This window comes from Modestobacter versicolor, from assembly GCF_014195485.1.
Taxonomy (GTDB): domain Bacteria; phylum Actinomycetota; class Actinomycetes; order Mycobacteriales; family Geodermatophilaceae; genus Modestobacter; species Modestobacter versicolor.
The window spans coordinates 396,023-409,981 of record NZ_JACIBU010000001.1; the positions used below are offsets into that span (position 1 = coordinate 396,023).

The 13,959-nt window shown below is 74.5% G+C and carries 16 protein-coding genes; 11 read left to right on the plus strand and 5 right to left on the minus strand.

Annotated elements, in window-relative coordinates; all coding sequences use genetic code 11:
- Nucleotides 1-120: 120 nt before the first annotated feature.
- Together FHX36_RS01795 and FHX36_RS01800 are read left to right on the plus strand one after the other, a co-directional pair.
- Nucleotides 121-1,074 carry a phosphatase PAP2 family protein gene (locus FHX36_RS01795; protein ID WP_110553230.1) on the plus strand — a complete coding sequence of 318 codons (954 nt, stop codon included), beginning with the start codon at nt 121-123 and terminating at the stop codon, nt 1,072-1,074.
- Between the two features lie 9 nt (nt 1,075-1,083).
- Nucleotides 1,084-1,821 carry an SIR2 family NAD-dependent protein deacylase gene (locus FHX36_RS01800; RefSeq protein WP_110553229.1) on the plus strand — a complete coding sequence of 246 codons (738 nt, stop codon included), beginning with the start codon at nt 1,084-1,086 and terminating at the stop codon, nt 1,819-1,821.
- A 6-nt stretch (nt 1,822-1,827) separates the two neighbouring features.
- On the opposite strand, the gene FHX36_RS01805 is transcribed toward FHX36_RS01800, so the two are convergent.
- On the minus strand, nt 1,828-2,772 hold the full coding sequence (locus FHX36_RS01805; protein WP_258372899.1) for an IclR family transcriptional regulator: 945 nt from the start codon (nt 2,770-2,772) through the stop codon (nt 1,828-1,830).
- Between the two features lie 274 nt (nt 2,773-3,046).
- Here FHX36_RS01805 and FHX36_RS01810 point away from each other — a divergent pair, with 274 nt between their 5' ends.
- Genes FHX36_RS01810 through FHX36_RS01845 form a run of 8 tightly spaced genes read left to right on the plus strand, consistent with a single transcriptional unit; the run spans nt 3,047 to nt 9,186 of the window.
- Nucleotides 3,047-3,616: a UGSC family (seleno)protein gene (locus FHX36_RS01810; protein WP_110553226.1), complete on the plus strand. Its 570-nt coding sequence runs from the start codon at nt 3,047-3,049 to the stop codon at nt 3,614-3,616.
- Nucleotides 3,613-4,698 carry a hypothetical protein gene (locus tag FHX36_RS01815; RefSeq protein WP_258372897.1) on the plus strand — a complete coding sequence of 362 codons (1,086 nt, stop codon included), beginning with the start codon at nt 3,613-3,615 and terminating at the stop codon, nt 4,696-4,698. The genes FHX36_RS01810 and FHX36_RS01815 overlap by 4 nt, the downstream gene beginning before the upstream one ends.
- Nucleotides 4,695-5,570 (plus strand): SDR family NAD(P)-dependent oxidoreductase, encoded by an 876-nt coding sequence (locus tag FHX36_RS01820; RefSeq protein WP_343056550.1) that lies wholly within the window; start codon nt 4,695-4,697, stop codon nt 5,568-5,570. Before FHX36_RS01815 ends, FHX36_RS01820 begins: the two co-directional genes overlap by 4 nt.
- Entirely contained in the window at nt 5,567-6,427 is an 861-nt protein-coding gene (locus FHX36_RS01825) for an SDR family NAD(P)-dependent oxidoreductase (RefSeq protein ID WP_110551239.1), read from the plus strand. Before FHX36_RS01820 ends, FHX36_RS01825 begins: the two co-directional genes overlap by 4 nt.
- Nucleotides 6,424-6,978, plus strand: coding sequence for a UGSC family (seleno)protein (locus FHX36_RS01830; protein ID WP_110551238.1), 555 nt, complete (start codon nt 6,424-6,426; stop codon nt 6,976-6,978). Before FHX36_RS01825 ends, FHX36_RS01830 begins: the two co-directional genes overlap by 4 nt.
- A complete protein-coding gene (locus FHX36_RS01835; RefSeq protein WP_110551237.1) occupies nt 6,975-8,027 on the plus strand; it encodes a hypothetical protein in 1,053 nt (350 codons plus the stop codon). Before FHX36_RS01830 ends, FHX36_RS01835 begins: the two co-directional genes overlap by 4 nt.
- A complete protein-coding gene (locus tag FHX36_RS01840) occupies nt 8,024-8,254 on the plus strand; it encodes a hypothetical protein (protein ID WP_110551236.1) in 231 nt (76 codons plus the stop codon). Before FHX36_RS01835 ends, FHX36_RS01840 begins: the two co-directional genes overlap by 4 nt.
- Nucleotides 8,255-8,256: 2 nt before the next feature.
- A complete protein-coding gene (locus FHX36_RS01845) occupies nt 8,257-9,186 on the plus strand; it encodes an SDR family NAD(P)-dependent oxidoreductase (RefSeq protein ID WP_110551235.1) in 930 nt (309 codons plus the stop codon).
- 82 nt (nt 9,187-9,268) lie between these two features.
- On the opposite strand, the gene FHX36_RS01850 is transcribed toward FHX36_RS01845, so the two are convergent.
- From FHX36_RS01850 to FHX36_RS01865, 4 genes are read right to left on the minus strand one after another with little or no spacing between them, the layout of a single operon-like run.
- Complete coding sequence (locus FHX36_RS01850) at nt 9,269-10,183, minus strand: SDR family NAD(P)-dependent oxidoreductase (protein WP_110551234.1); 915 nt, start codon at nt 10,181-10,183, stop codon at nt 9,269-9,271.
- 23 nt (nt 10,184-10,206) lie between these two features.
- Entirely contained in the window at nt 10,207-11,085 is an 879-nt protein-coding gene (locus FHX36_RS01855; protein ID WP_110551233.1) for an amidohydrolase family protein, read from the minus strand.
- Nucleotides 11,082-11,756 (minus strand): 3-oxoacid CoA-transferase subunit B, encoded by a 675-nt coding sequence (locus tag FHX36_RS01860; RefSeq protein WP_110551232.1) that lies wholly within the window; start codon nt 11,754-11,756, stop codon nt 11,082-11,084. Before FHX36_RS01860 ends, FHX36_RS01855 begins: the two co-directional genes overlap by 4 nt.
- Nucleotides 11,753-12,511, minus strand: a complete 759-nt coding sequence (locus FHX36_RS01865) for a CoA transferase subunit A (RefSeq protein ID WP_110551231.1) — start codon at nt 12,509-12,511, stop codon at nt 11,753-11,755. Before FHX36_RS01865 ends, FHX36_RS01860 begins: the two co-directional genes overlap by 4 nt.
- Nucleotides 12,512-12,854: 343 nt before the next feature.
- Here FHX36_RS01865 and FHX36_RS01870 point away from each other — a divergent pair, with 343 nt between their 5' ends.
- Nucleotides 12,855-13,958: an NDMA-dependent alcohol dehydrogenase gene (locus tag FHX36_RS01870; RefSeq protein ID WP_425487819.1), complete on the plus strand. Its 1,104-nt coding sequence runs from the start codon at nt 12,855-12,857 to the stop codon at nt 13,956-13,958.
- The last annotated feature ends 1 nt before the right edge of the window (nt 13,959 follow it).

The window sequence follows — 13,959 nt, forward strand, 5'->3', positions numbered from 1 at the left end:
GTGAGGGCGCCCGATGTGGCGCGCACCACCCGTCACCGGAGCCCCGGGCGGTGCAGCGAGGCGGCGTGCCGCGCTCCGGCGGGACCCACGGGGCGCCGCCGTCCCCTAGCGTGCCCCGCCATGACCACCGCCGTCCGCACCGGGACGTCGGCACCGCCGGTGACGACGGCCGCCGACCGGCACCGCGGCCTGCGCCGGCTGCTGTCGGTCGGGTTGCTGGCCGCCTTCGTCGCCACCTGCGCGGTCACCGGGCTGCCCACCGACCGGCTGGTGCTGCTCGGCTGGGTGCTCGCCGCGCTCGCGCTGCAGTCGCTGGGGCGCGGGTGGGCGGCGCTGGTGCGGCTGCTCGCCGACTGGCTGCCGCTGGTGGGGCTGCTGCTGCTCTACGACCTGAGCCGGGGCATGGCCGACGGGCTGGGGATGCCGGTGCACGTCGCCGAGCTGGCCGACGCCGACCGCTGGCTGGCCGACGGGGTGCTGCCCACCGTCTGGCTGCAGGAGCACTGGCGCGCCGACTGGTGGCGGGCGGTGGCCTCGCTCGTCTACGCCAGCCACTTCGTCGTGACGCCGCTGGTGCTGGCCGTGCTGTGGCTGCGCGACCGCACCCGCTGGGTGGGCTACGCCCGGCTGGTGCTGGGGCTCTCGGCGGCCGGGCTGGTCACCTACGTGCTCTACCCGGCCGCCCCGCCGTGGCTGGCCGCCCGCGACGGCGTCATCGAGCACGTCGACCGGATCAGCAGCTCGGGCTGGGCGGTGCTCGGGCTGCCCAAGGCCGGGGCGCTGCTGCACTCGGGCCAGGGCCAGGTCAACGCCGTCGCCGCGGTGCCCTCGCTGCACACCGCCTTCGCCGTGCTCACCTGCCTGGTGCTGCTGCCGCTGGCCCGGCACCTGTGGCAGCGGGTGCTGCTGGTGTCCTACGCCGTCGTCATGCCCCTGGTGCTGGTCTGGTCCGGCGAGCACTACGTCGTCGACACCCTGCTCGGCGCCGTCTACGCCGGGGCGGTCTGGGCGCTGGTGCCCCGGGTCGCCCGGCTGTTCCGGCGCGACCGGCAGGACGCCGTCGTCCCTGCTTGACTCCCCGGGGTGGACGCACCCGACTGGCTGGCCGCCGCCCGGCGGATCTGCGTGCTCAGCGGCGCGGGGATCTCCACCGAGAGCGGCATCCCCGACTACCGGGGCCCGGACGGCGTGTGGACCCGCGACCCGGACGCCGAGAAGCTGGTCACCCTCTCCTGGTACCTGCGCGACCCGGAGATCCGCCGCCGGTCGTGGCTGCTGCGCCGGGAGCTCGCCACCGCCGACGTCCGGCCCAACCCCGGGCACCAGGCGCTGGTCGACCTGGCCCAGCAGGGGCGGTTGCGGGCGCTGCTCACCCAGAACATCGACGGGCTGCACCAGGCCGCCGGGTCGACCGACGTGCTCGAGCTGCACGGCACCGTGCACCAGGTGGTCTGCACCAGCTGCGGTGCCCGGATGCCCATCGGCGAGGTGCTGGCCCGGGTCGACGCCGGCGAGCCGGACCCGGCCTGCCCGGTGTGCGGCGGGGTGCTCAAGACGGCGACGGTCTACTTCGGCGAGGCGCTGGACCCGGCCGTCATCGACGCGGCTGCGCAGGCCGCGGCCGACTGCGACGTGCTCCTCGCCGTCGGGACGTCGCTGGGCGTGCACCCGGCGGCCGGGCTGGTCGAGGTCGCCCACGCCGCCGGGGCGCGGGTCGTGATCGTCAACGCCGAGCCCACGCCCTACGACGGGCTGGCCGACCTGGTCGTGCGCGAGCGGATCGGGACGGCGCTGCCCCGGCTGCTGGCGCCGCCGTCCTGACCCGGCTCAGAGCAGGTCGGGCTCGACCGAGCGCCGCACCGTGCGCGGGTCGACCGTGCTCACCGACGGGGCGCCCAGCGCCCGGCTGATCCCGCGGGCGGTGGCCGCGAGCACCGGCACCAGCGCGTGGCTCTTCGTCGACTCCTGCCGCACGGTGACGCCGAGGGCGGCGACCACCTCGTCGCCGGGCCCGCGGACCGGCACCGCCACGGCCAGCGCGCCGGCCGGCGGCAGCTGGTTCTCGGCGATCGCGACACCGGTGCGCCGCACCTCGGCGAGCACCCGGCGGAGCTGGTCGACGTCGGTGATCGTGTTGGCGGTGAACCGCCGGAGCGGGCTGGAGAGCACCTCGTCCTGCACCTGGGGGGAGGCGTAGGCCAGCAGCACCTGGCCGGTGCCGGTGGCGTGCAGCGGCCACCGCCCGCCCAGCCGGGAGAGCACCCGGATGGCGCCGCGCGCCCGCAGCGCCTCGACGTAGACGACGTCGTGCCCGTCGCGGACGGCGAGGTGGATGTTGGCCCGGGTGGCGTGGTGCAGGTCGTCGAGGAAGGGCAGCGCCAGCTCGCGCAGCTGCAGCCCGTGCGGGGCGAGCGCGCCGAGCTCCAGGAGCCGCAGCCCGATGCCGTAGCGCCCGTCGGAGCCGCGCTCCAGCGCCCCCCACTGCCGCAGCTCGCCGACCAGCCGGTGGGTGGTGGTCAGCGACAGCCCGGTGCGGCGGCTGATGTCGGACAGCGAGAGCCAGGCGTGCTCGGGCCCGAAGGCGGCGAGCACCGCCAGCGTGCGGCCGGCGGCCGTGGCGGGGGAGCTGCCGGGGGGCGTGGCCCCGGTCGAGGACGGGCGGCCGGTGCGGGGAGCACCGGCGGTGGTCGGCTGCAGCGGCATCGTTGCCGGCATGTCGTCCTCCTGCTGGCGGGGTGGGCGCACCGGCCAGTGGCCGGTGGCGGTGATCACAATCTCCGACCGGTCGGAGCGCTTGTCAAGCGAGGCCGCGACCGGCGTGTTTCCCGTCCCGCGGAAGAGGCGTCGCTCGCCGGACCCCGCCGCGCGCACGATCGTCCCAGCGCCGAGGTGACCGCCGTCACGTGGTCCGCCCGCCGCCCCGACGGCCGTCCGCCCGCTCCCGGGCGGGGCCGGTCACCACCTCGAGGAGGACCCCGATGCCGCACCCCATCGCGACGGACCCGCGCCGCTCGGCGCAGCGCCCGGTGCCGGGCCGGGTCGCCTGATGGCCACCCTCGCCGACGTCCTCGACCCCACCGGCCGCTCGGCCGTCCGGGCGGTCAGCAGCACGCGCGCACCCCGGCGGGCCGACCTCGCCGGCGCGCGGGTCGGCCTGCTGGAGAACACCAAGCACAACGCCGCCCTGCTGCTCGACGAGATCGCCACCCTGCTGGAGCGGGACCGCGGGGCGGTGACGGTGCTGCGCCGCACCAAGACGGCGTTCGCGCTGCCGATGCCGCAGGAGCAGCTCGACGAGCTGGTCCGCGAGTGCGACGTCGTGCTCGTCGGGGTGGGCGACTGCGGGTCGTGCAGCGCGGCCGCGGTCGCCGACGGCATCGCGCTGGAGCGGGCCGGTGTGCCCGCGGCGGTCATCTGCTCCGACGCCTTCACCACCACGGCGAGCGCGATGGCCGAGGTGCAGGGCGACCCCGGCTACGCCTACCTGACCACCCCGCACCCGGTGGCCGTGCTCGCCCCGGACGCGGTCGCCGAGCGCGCCGTCCAGCTGGCGCCGCAGGTCATCGGCACGGTCCTCGGCGACGGCCCGGCCGAGCTGCGGGAGCGGGCCTCGTGACGGCGGTCGACACCCCGCGGCTGGAGGCCGACCCGGACGCCGCCTGGGCCGCCGTCGAGCACGGCTACGAGCAGGGCTGGTCCGACGGGCTGCCGGTCGTGCCGGCCACCCGCTCGCTGGTCGACCGCTTCCTCGCCACCGTCGACCGGTCGCCCGAGGAGGTGATCGGCTCGCTGGAGCACCTGCACCGCACCGTCACCGTCGAGCTGGCCGCCATCAACGCCGCGATGGCCGGCTGCCGGCCGGAGTACTTCCCGGTCGTGCTCGCCGCCTGGGAGGCGATCCAGACCGACCGGGCCGCCGGGGGCGGCGGCTGGCAGAGCACCAGCGGGCCCTCGCCGCTGCTGGTCGTCAACGGCCCGGTGCGCCAGCAGCTCGGCTTCAACTCCGCCGGCGGCGTCTTCGGCCCGGGGTTCCGGCCGAACATGACCGTCGCCCGCGCGCTGGGGCTCATCGTCCGCAACGCCCTCGGCGTGGTGCCGCACGGCTTCGAGCAGGCCACCCAGGGCCTGCCGGGCCGCTGGCAGGTCTGCCTGGCCGAGAACGAGGAGGAGAGCCCCTGGGAGCCGATGGCGGTGGAGGGCGGCCTGGACGCCGGCACCGACGCCGTCTCGGCCATGCTCACCCGCACCGTCGAGTACGTCGACAACCGGCACACCGCCGACCCCGAGCAGCTGCTGGCCGACTTCGCCGACACCATCTCGCGCAGCGGCGCGCTGATCTTCGCCCACGCCCCCGCCGGCATCGTCTTCTGCCCCGAGCACGCCCAGCTGCTGGCCGGTGCCGGCATGAGCCGGGCCGACGTCCGGGCCTGGCTGGTCGAGCGGTGCGGCCGCACCAAGGCCGACCTCGCCCGGGTCGGCAAGGACGGCGTCGGCCCCAACGGCGTCCGCTTCGCCGACGGCACCACCGCACCGGAGGACTTCGACCCGCTGTTCAGCGCGGCCGGCCCCGAGGTGCTGCCCATCGCGGTCGCCGGGGCCCGCAACGCCGGCATCTCCATGGTCGTGCGCGTCTTCGCCGGCTGGTCCGCCCGTTCCGTGCCGATCGTCGGCCGCACCACCCCAGGGAGCCCCTCGTGACCGATCCGCTCGACGACCCCTTCGGCCCTGCCGGCGACCCGTGGATGGCCGGCCGCACCGCGCTGGTCACCGGCGGCGGGCAGACCGGTGAGGAGCCCGGCGTCGGCTACGCGATCAGCCGGGTCTTCGCCGCGCACGGTGCCTCGGTCGCCGTCCTGGACCGCGACCCGGCCGCCGCCGACCGCACGGTCGCGGCGATCACCGCGGCCGGCGGCACCGCCGTCCCGGTGATCGCCGACGTGCTCGACGACGACGCCTGCCGGGCCGCCGTCGCCGACGCCGAGAAGGCGCTGGGCGGGCTGGACACGCTGGTCAACAACGTCGCCGTCGGCGACCGCGCCGGCGTGTTCGAGGTGACGCCGGAGCGCTTCCACCAGCTGATGGACCTCAACCTGACCACCGCCTGGCAGATGACCCGGCACGCCGCCCCCCGGCTGCCGCGCGGCGGGGCGATCGTGAACATCAGCTCCGTCGGCGTGCGGGCCGGTGGCCCCGGGATGGTCTACAACCTGGCCAAGGCCGGGCTGGAGAACCTCACCGTCGGTGCCGCCAACACCCTCGGCCCGCAGGGCGTGCGGGTGAACTGCGTGCAGGTCGGCGCCATCTGGGGCGCGTTCGCCGCGGCCAACATGCCCCCGCACATGCGCGAGGTGCGCAAGGGCTGGATCGGGCTGGGTACCGAGGGCACCCCCTGGGACATCGCCCAGGCCGTGCTCTTCCTGGCCAGCGACCACGCCCGCTGGGTGTCCGGGCAGGTGCTGTCGGTCGACGGCGGCCCGTCCACCGGCCGCCCGGGCAAGCCGGCGGCGGCCGTGCTCACCGAGACGCCGCCGCCGTCGACGCCCGAGGGCACCCCGCTGGTGCAGGCATGAGCGGCACCCGGGTCGCCCTGGTCACCGGCTGCGGCAAGCCCGACGGGATGGGGCAGGCCATCGCCCGCCGGCTCGCCGGGCAGGGCCTGGCCGTCGTCGTCACCGACCTGCAGCCGGCCGGGGTGCCCAACGCCCGGCAGGAGGAGCGGTCCGCCGGCTGGGGCGGGGTGCACGCGCTGGCCGCCGAGATCACCGACGCCGGCGGCGACGCGCTGGCCGTGCTCGGCGACGTCAGCGACCCCGCCGACGCCACCGCCATGGTCGCCGCCGCGGTCGACCGGCACGGCCGGCTCGACGTGCTGGTCAACAACGCCGCCGCCCCGCAGGGCCCCGACCGGGCCGACGTGGCCGACGTGCCGATCGAGGTCTTCGACCGGGTGCTCGCGGTGAACCTGCGCGGCCCGTGGCTGATGAGCCAGGCCGCGGTGCCGGTGATGCGGGCCCAGCGGTCCGGCCGGATCGTGAACATCTCCTCGATGGCCGGGCTGACCGCGGCGCCCTTCTCCGGCGCCTACTCGGCGTCCAAGGCCGGCGTCATCGGCATGACCCGCGCGCTCGCCATGGACCTCGGTCCGTGGGGGATCACGGTGAACGCGCTCTGCCCCGGGCTGGTCGCCACCAGCCGGGCGTTCCTCTCCGCCGCACCGGACGTCGACGAGGCGGAGCTGATGGCCCAGCGCGGCCGCAACATCCCGGTGGGCCGCGCCGGGCAGGCCGAGGACATCGCCGCGGCGGTCGCCTTCCTCGGCTCGCCGGACGCCGGCTACATCACCGGCCAGGCGATCCCCATCGACGGCGGCGGGCTGAGCCCCTTCCCGCTGCGCAGGCCCGAGCCCGCCCTGGAGGCGACCCGATGACCGAGCTCTTCGACCGCATCATCGACCCGACGGTCGGCCCGGCCGGTGACGCCCGCGGCCGGACGGCGCTGGCCGCCCGCCCCGGCGACCTCACCGGGCTGCGCCTGGGCCTGCTGGTCAACACCAAGCGCAACGCCGCGGAGTTCGTCGAGGAGGTCGCCGGCGTGCTGGCCGCCCAGCACGGGATGACCCCGTCGATCACCCGCACCAAGCCGAGCATCGTGCACCCGGCGCCGGCCGAGATGGTCGAGGAGCTGCGCGCGGCCAGCGACGTGGTCGTCGTCGGGGTGGGGGACTGCGGCTCCTGCAGCGCCTCCGCGATCGCCGACGGGCTGCAGCTGGAGGCGGCCGGCGTGCCCACCGTCGTCGTCGTCAGCGACGCGTTCCGGGTCAGCGCCGACGCGATGGCCGAGCTGCAGGGCACCCCGGGGTACCAGTACGTGGCCACCCCGCACCCGGTGGCCAACCTGTCCCGCGCGGGGCTGCGCGACCGGGCCGCCGCGGCCGCCCCGGAGATCTTGGCGCTGCTCACCGGGCCGGCGCCCCGGTGACCACGACCACCGCCGACCCGCTGGCCCTCGCGCGGCAGGCGATCGAGCACTGTCACGCGCAGGGCTGGACCGACGGTCTGCCGGTCGTCCCGGCCACCGAGGACGCCGTCGCGGAGTTCCTGGCCACCGTCGACCGCGACCCCGACGAGGTGATCGGCGCCCAGTCGCACCTCGACCGGCGGGTGACCGTCGCCCAGGCCGCGGTCAACGCGGTGATGGCCGGCTGCCTGCCCGAGTACTTCCCGCTGGTGCTCGCCGCGTGGACCGCGCTCACCGGTGAGCCCGCCGCCCAGGGCGGCGCCTGGCAGTCGACCAGCGGGCCCTCGCCGCTGCTGGTGGTCAACGGCCCGGTGCGCCACCGGCTCGGCGTCAACTGCGCCGGCGGGGTGCTCGGCCCCGGCTTCCGCGCGAACGCGACCGTGCCCCGGGCGCTCGGGCTGCTGGTGCGCAACGGCTTCGGCATCCGACCGCAGCAGCTCGAGCAGGCCACCCAGGGCGTGCCCGGCCGCTGGCAGCTGTGCATCGGCGAGAACGAGGAGCTCTCCCCGTGGGAGCCGTTCAGCGTCGGCGGTGGGGTGCCGGCCGGCACGGACGCCGTCTCGGCGATGCTCATCCGCGACTGCGAGTACGTCGACAACCGGCACACCGAGGACGTCGAGGCGCTGCTGCGCGACCTCGCCGACACCCTCGCCCGCACCGGCGCCTACCTGGGCATCAAGCACTCCACCGGAGGCTTGGTCCTCGGACCCGAGCACGCGCAGCAGCTGGCCGCCGCCGGCTACGGGCGGGCCGACGTCCAGCAGTGGCTGTTCGACGCCGCCGTGCGCAGCCAGGCTGACCTGCGCGCCGTGGGCAAGGAGTCGCACGACGCCGAGCCCGGCCCGGACCCGATGCACATGATGCCGTCGCCGGCCGAAATCCCGGTGATCGTCGCGGGTGCGGCCAACGCCGCCATCTCCATGGTCTTCCGCCCGTTCGGCTGGTCCACCTGGTCCGGCCGCTCCGTCCCCGTCCCCGTTTCCCTGACAGCCCAGGAGGCACCCGCATGAGCGTCGACGAGGTCCAGCTGGACCGGCTCCGCCAGACCCTGCAGGCCGACGACTACCGCCTCGACGTCGACCTGACCGGCAGCGCGGCCGCGGTCACCATCGTCGCCGGCCCGGACGCCTGCGAGGAGTGCCTGGTGCCCAAGCCGCTGATGCAGTCGATGCTCGCGCCGGTGCTCGGCGTCGAGCCGGCCAGCATCACGCTGACCTACCCGACCGACGGGCACTGAGCGTGGAGGTCAGCCTCGAGGGCAAGGTCGCCCTGGTCACCGGTGTCGGGCCGAACATCGGCAGCGGCATCGCGCTGGCGCTGTCCCGGTACGGCGCCAAGGTGGCCTGCAACGACGTCGACGACGCCGTGATCAAGACCGCGATGGCCCGGATCGAGCGCAACGGCGGCGAGGCGATGGCCGCCCCGGGCGACGTCACCGACGAGGCCGCCGTGCAGGGCTACGTCGACGCCGTCCTGGAGCGGTGGGGCCGGATCGACATCCTGGTCAACAACGCCGCCATGCTCGGTGGCCGCGGGGTGCTGGACGAGACCGCGGCGACCTTCGAGCGGTCGATCAAGGTCTCCGGCCTCGGGTACTTCCTGAACACCAAGATCGTCGGGCGGGCGATGGCCGAGCGGGGCATCCGCGGCTCGATCGTCTGCATCTCGTCGTCCAACGGCTGGAACGGCTCGGCCGGGGTGATCGCCTACGCGTTCAACAAGGGAGGGGTGAACAACTTCGTCCGGGCCGCGGCGATGGACCTCGCGCCCTACGGCATCCGGGTCAACAGCTACACGCCGACCGCGCCGACCGTCGACAACCCGGAGCTGCTGGCCGAGTTCGCGACGTCCGGGCGCCCGGCCGACATGCTCAACGCCGGCCGCAAGGGCGGTGGCCTCGGCGGGGACGCCGGCGAGGAGGAGTGGCGCCGGCCGGCCCGCTGGTCGGGGGAGCGGCCGCCGCTGGTGCCGATGGGCAGCACCGGGACGCCGACCGACATCGGCCACGCGGTCGCCTGGCTGTGCTCGGACTACGCGCGGCTGATCACCGGCACCGACCTGGTCGTGGACGGCGGGGCGCGGGCGAAGAACTTCGCCTACTTCCCGGCCGACCCCGAGGACCTCGCCGGCCCGGTCCCGCTGATCCCGCTGGACTCCACCACCCTCTGACCCCCGTCACGACTGTGCGCTGATCGTCGTGTCCCGGGCCGGGACACGACGATCAGCGCACAACGGTCGTGCCGGAGCGGGGCTAGGGGACCAGGTCGGTGAGGCGGGGGGAGGGGAGCCGGTTCTCCGGGGCGTAGACCGGGTGGCTGGTCAGGAACGGGATCGCGGCGGCCCGGGCCTCGTCGATCGGCTCGTCGGGGAACGCGGCCAGCGTCGTCTCGAACCGCTCGCGCACTCCCTCGCGGAACTCCGGGTGCGTGAGGATGAACAGGTCGTTGCGCCGGACGCCGGCCAGCACGCGCTCGCCGGCCTCGACGTAGCTCATGTACGGCTGGTCCTTGGCCCGCTCGAGGAACTCCGTGGGCGGCGGGGTGTAGCCGCTGTCGCCGTACTCGGTGGGCCGGCGGCTGACCGCCGAGGCGATGTTGCTGTGCACCGGGCCCGGGCAGTACGCGGAGACGCCGATGCCCTCGGGGGCCAGCTCGATGTGCAGCGCCTCGGACAGCGCGATCACCGCGGCCTTGGTCATGCTGTACAGCCCGGCGACGATCGGCATCAGCCCGGCCATGGACGTCGTGGTGACCACGTGCCCGCCCTCGCCGCGGCGCTGCATGTGCGGCACGAACGCGCGGATGCCGTTGCCCACCCCGCGGATGTTGACGTCGATCAGCCAGTCCCAGTCGCTGGCGGTCGCGCCCATCACCGGCCCGGTCAGCCCGATGCCGGCGTTGTTCACCAGGACGTCGACCCGGCCGAACCGCTGCACGGTCTCCGCCGCGGCCTCCTCGACCGCCTCGGCGTTGGTGACGTCCAGCTGCACCGCGGTGACGTCGAGCCCGGCGGCAGCGAACTCGGCCCGGGTCTCGTCGATGTGCTCGGGCTTGCGCCCGCTGATCACGACCTGCATCCCGGCCCGGGCGAAGGCCAGCCCGATCCCGCGGCCGATGCCGCTGGAGCCACCGGTGATGAAGGCGACCTTGCCCTCGACGTCCTGCATGGGTGCTCGTCCTCTCGCTGGGTTCAGCCGCCGAGCCCGAGGAGCCGGGCGGCGTTGTCCTTCATGACCTTGGGCCGGACGTGCTCCTTGATCGACAGCCCGTCGAAGTCCTTGATCCAGCGCTCCGGGGTGATGACCGGGAAGTCGGAGCCGAAGAGGACCTTGTCCTGCAGCAGCGAGTTCGTGTACTGCACCAGCTGCGGCGGGAAGTACTTGGGCGACCAGCCGGACAGGTCGATGTACACCTGCGGCTTGTGGGTCGCCACGGCCAGCGCCTCGTCCTGCCAGGGGAACGAGGGGTGCGCCAGGATGATCGGCATGTCGGGGAAGTCGACCGCGACGTCGTCGATGTGCATCGGGTTGGCGTACTTGAGCCGGATGCCGCCCCCGCCGCGAGTGCCGGCGCCCACGCCGGTCTGCCCGGTGTGGAACAGCGCGACCAGCTGGTGCTCGGCGATGACCTCGTACAGCGGGTAGGCCGACCGGTCGTTCGGGAAGAAGCCCTGGGTCTGCGGGTGGAACTTGAACCCGCGGACCCCGTGCTCCTCGATCAGCTTCCGGGCCTGCCGGACGCCTGCCGCGCCCCGGGCGGGGTCGATGCTGGCGAAGGGGATCAGCACGTCGGCGTGCTCGGCGGCCTGGTCGGCGACCTCCTCGTTGGTGGGCACCATCTCGTCACCGGTCTGGGAGATGCTGTCCACGCCGAAGACGACGGCGGCCATCGTCCGCTCGCGGTAGTAGGCGGCCAGCTCGGGCACCGTGTACTGGGGCATCGAGCCGATGCCGAAGTAGGCACCCATGTCGTCGGCCTCGCTGCCCTCGCGGGGTGGGGCGGAGACCGAGCGGTGCACGTGGGTGTGCACGTCGATGGCGGTGATCGCGTTCAGGTCGATGCCGGTCACGGGTGCAGGTCCTCGGTGTAGGGGGCGGCGGTGCGCGCCGCGACGTCGGCCGGGGTGACGCCGGGGGCGCACTCCACCAGCCGCAGGGTGCCGTCGACGACGTGGAACACGGCGAGGTCGGTGTAGATCCGGGTCACGCACTGCTTGCCGGTGAGCGGCATCGTGCACTCGGGGACGACCTTCGAGCGGCCGGAGCGGTCGACGTGCTCCATGGTCACCCACACCTGCGGGGTGCCGGCGACGAGGTCCATCGCCCCGCCCACCGCGGGGTTGCGGCCGGGCACGTACCAGTTGGCCAGGTCGCCGCGGGCGGAGACCTGCAGCGCGCCGAGCACCGTGACGTCGAGGTGCCCGCCGCGGATCATCGCGAACGACATCGCGGAGTCGGTGATCGCCGCCCCGCTCATCAGCGTGATCGGCTGCTTGCCGGCGTCGGTCAGGTCCAGGTCGCCCTCGCCGTCGGGGGCCGGGCCCAGGCCGAGCACCCCGTTCTCGGCGTGCAGCACGACCTCGACGCCGTCCGGGATGAACAGCGGGACGGCGAGCGGGATGCCGACGCCGAGGTTGACGACGTACCCGTCCTGCAGGTCCTGGGCCAGCCGCTGGGCGATGCCCTCCCGGCTGCGGCCGGTGATCGGCGGCGCCGGGGTGGTGGCGAGCGTGTCGGTCATGCGGGGGTCCTCGCGATCAGCCGGCTGTCGTCGGGGGTGGGGCGGGGGGTGCCGGAGAGGAACACGTCGTCGACGAACACCCCGGGCAGGTGGACGTCGTCGGGGTGCAGCTCGTCGACCGCCACGAGGTTCTCGACCTCGGCGAAGGTGTGCCGGCCGGCCATCCCGGCGAGCGGGTTGAAGTTCCGGGCGGAGAGCCGGAAGCGCAGGTTGCCCTTGCGGTCGCCCTGGTGGGCCTTGACCAGCCCGAAGTCGGCGACGATCCCGGTCTCCAGCACGTACTCGCGGCCGTCGATGAGCCGGTGCTCCTTGGCCGGCACGTGCTCGGCCACCCCGCCCTCGGGGGCGTAGCGGAGGGTGAAGCTGCCGTCGGCGAGCATCGTGCCGGCGCCGGACGGGGTGAAGAAGGCCGGGATGCCCGAGCCGCCGGCCCGCATCCGCTCAGCCAGCGTGCCCTGCGGCACCAGCTCCAGCTCCACCTTGCCGGCGAAGTAGTCGTCGTAGAACTCCTGCAGGATCGGGAAGGACGCCGTCACCCGGCGCAGCCGGCCCTCGTGCAGCAGCCGGCCCACCCCGGTGAAGTCGTGGCCGACGTTGTTCACGTACACGTGCAGGTCGCGCTTGCCGAGCTCGCAGAGGGCGTCCAGCAGGCGGTCGGGCCGCCCGGAGCTGCCGAAGCCGCCGACGGCGATGGACGCGCCGTCGGGCACCTGGTCCACCACGGACAGCACGTCCTCGCGGAACTTGTCGATCACGCCCGGTCCTCTCGTTGCGCTGGCGGGCTTGCCGTCCCCGGCGGCGGCCCGCCACGGGTCAGGGCGGGCGGCGGCTGTGTCGGGGGTCACTGGGACGAGCCGAACGTATGGACGGTGTCGTCCGGTGGAGAAGGCCTCTTCCACCCGGGGGAAGGGCGTGCGCCGAGGCCCGTCCCGGGGCGGTCGGGGCGGCCGCGGGCTGGTCTTCCGTGGGCCGGAATGCGATGTGGCGCACCTCACCCGTGCGGCGGGATCGTCCGAGCAGTCAGGGCGCCGCCGTCCGCCGAGCGGCCCGGCCCGCGCCCGTCCCGCAGTCCCCGCACAGGAAGGCCTCCCCATGAGCATGACCACCCGAGCCGCCGTCTGCCGGGAACCAGGCCTCCCGTGGGAGGTCACCGAGCTCGAGCTCGACGACCCGCGCGCCAACGAGGTGCGGATCAAGTTCATGGCCGCCGGGCTGTGCCACTCCGACGACCACATCCAGAAGGGCGACGCGCAGATGCGCTTCCCCGTCGTCGGCGGCCACGAGGGCGCCGGCATCGTGGAGGCCGTCGGCGACGGCGTCACCCGGGTCAAGGTCGGCGACCACGTCGTCTGCTCGTTCATCCCCGCCTGCGGCAAGTGCCGCTACTGCTCCACCGCCCGGCAGAACCTCTGCGACGAGGGGAAGAACGCCTCGACCGGCGAGTTCCCCGACGGCACCTTCCGCTTCCACCAGAACGGCCAGGACTTCGGTGGCCTCTGCGTGCTCGGCACGTTCGCCGAGCGCGCGGTGGTCAGCGAGTACTCGGTCATCCCGATCCCCGACGACATCCCCTTCGAGGTCGCCTCGCTGGTCGGCTGCGGGGTGCCGACCGGCTGGGGCAGCGCGGTGCACGCCGCCGGGGTGCGGGCCGGCGAGACCGTGGTCGTCTTCGGCGCCGGCGGGGTCGGCAGCAACGCGGTGCAGGGCGCCCGGTTCGCCGGCGCGCAGCACGTCGTCGTCGTCGACCCGGTCGAGTTCAAGCGGGAGATGGCCACCGTCTTCGGTGCCACGAGCACCTTCGCCACCGCCAAGGAGGCGCAGGACTTCGTCAACGAGGTGAGCTGGGGCGAGCTCGCCGACCACGCGATCATCACCGTCGGCGTCCTGCACGACGAGGTCATCGCCGACGCGCTGAAGATCGTCGGCAAGGCCGGCCAGGTGACGGTGACCGCCGTCGGCAACGGCTGGGTCGACGAGCACCCGGGCATGCTGATCGGCTACCAGCGGCGCATCCAGGGCGCGATCTTTGGTGCCTGCAACCCGCTGTTCGACGTCCCCCGGCTGCTGAGCCTCTACCGCACCGGCGACCTCAAGCTGGACGAGCTGATCACCCGCACGTACCGGCTCGACGAGGTCAACCAGGGCTACCAGGACATGTTGGACGGCAAGAACATCCGCGGCGTGATCATCCACGAGCACTGAA

Bases quoted from the DNA above. Each gene is read 5' to 3' on its own strand.
- FHX36_RS01830 (WP_110551238.1), top strand. From the start codon at position 6,424: ATGACCGAGCTCTTCGACCGCATCATCGACCCGACGGTCGGCCCGGCC.
- FHX36_RS01810 (WP_110553226.1), top strand. From the start codon at position 3,047: ATGGCCACCCTCGCCGACGTCCTCGACCCCACCGGCCGCTCGGCCGTC.
- FHX36_RS01860 (WP_110551232.1), bottom strand. From the start codon at position 11,756: ATGACCGACACGCTCGCCACCACCCCGGCGCCGCCGATCACCGGCCGC.
- FHX36_RS01850 (WP_110551234.1), bottom strand. From the start codon at position 10,183: ATGCAGGACGTCGAGGGCAAGGTCGCCTTCATCACCGGTGGCTCCAGC.
- FHX36_RS01870 (WP_425487819.1), top strand. From the start codon at position 12,855: ATGACCACCCGAGCCGCCGTCTGCCGGGAACCAGGCCTCCCGTGGGAG.
- FHX36_RS01825 (WP_110551239.1), top strand. From the start codon at position 5,567: ATGAGCGGCACCCGGGTCGCCCTGGTCACCGGCTGCGGCAAGCCCGAC.
- FHX36_RS01840 (WP_110551236.1), top strand. From the start codon at position 8,024: ATGAGCGTCGACGAGGTCCAGCTGGACCGGCTCCGCCAGACCCTGCAG.
- FHX36_RS01795 (WP_110553230.1), top strand. From the start codon at position 121: ATGACCACCGCCGTCCGCACCGGGACGTCGGCACCGCCGGTGACGACG.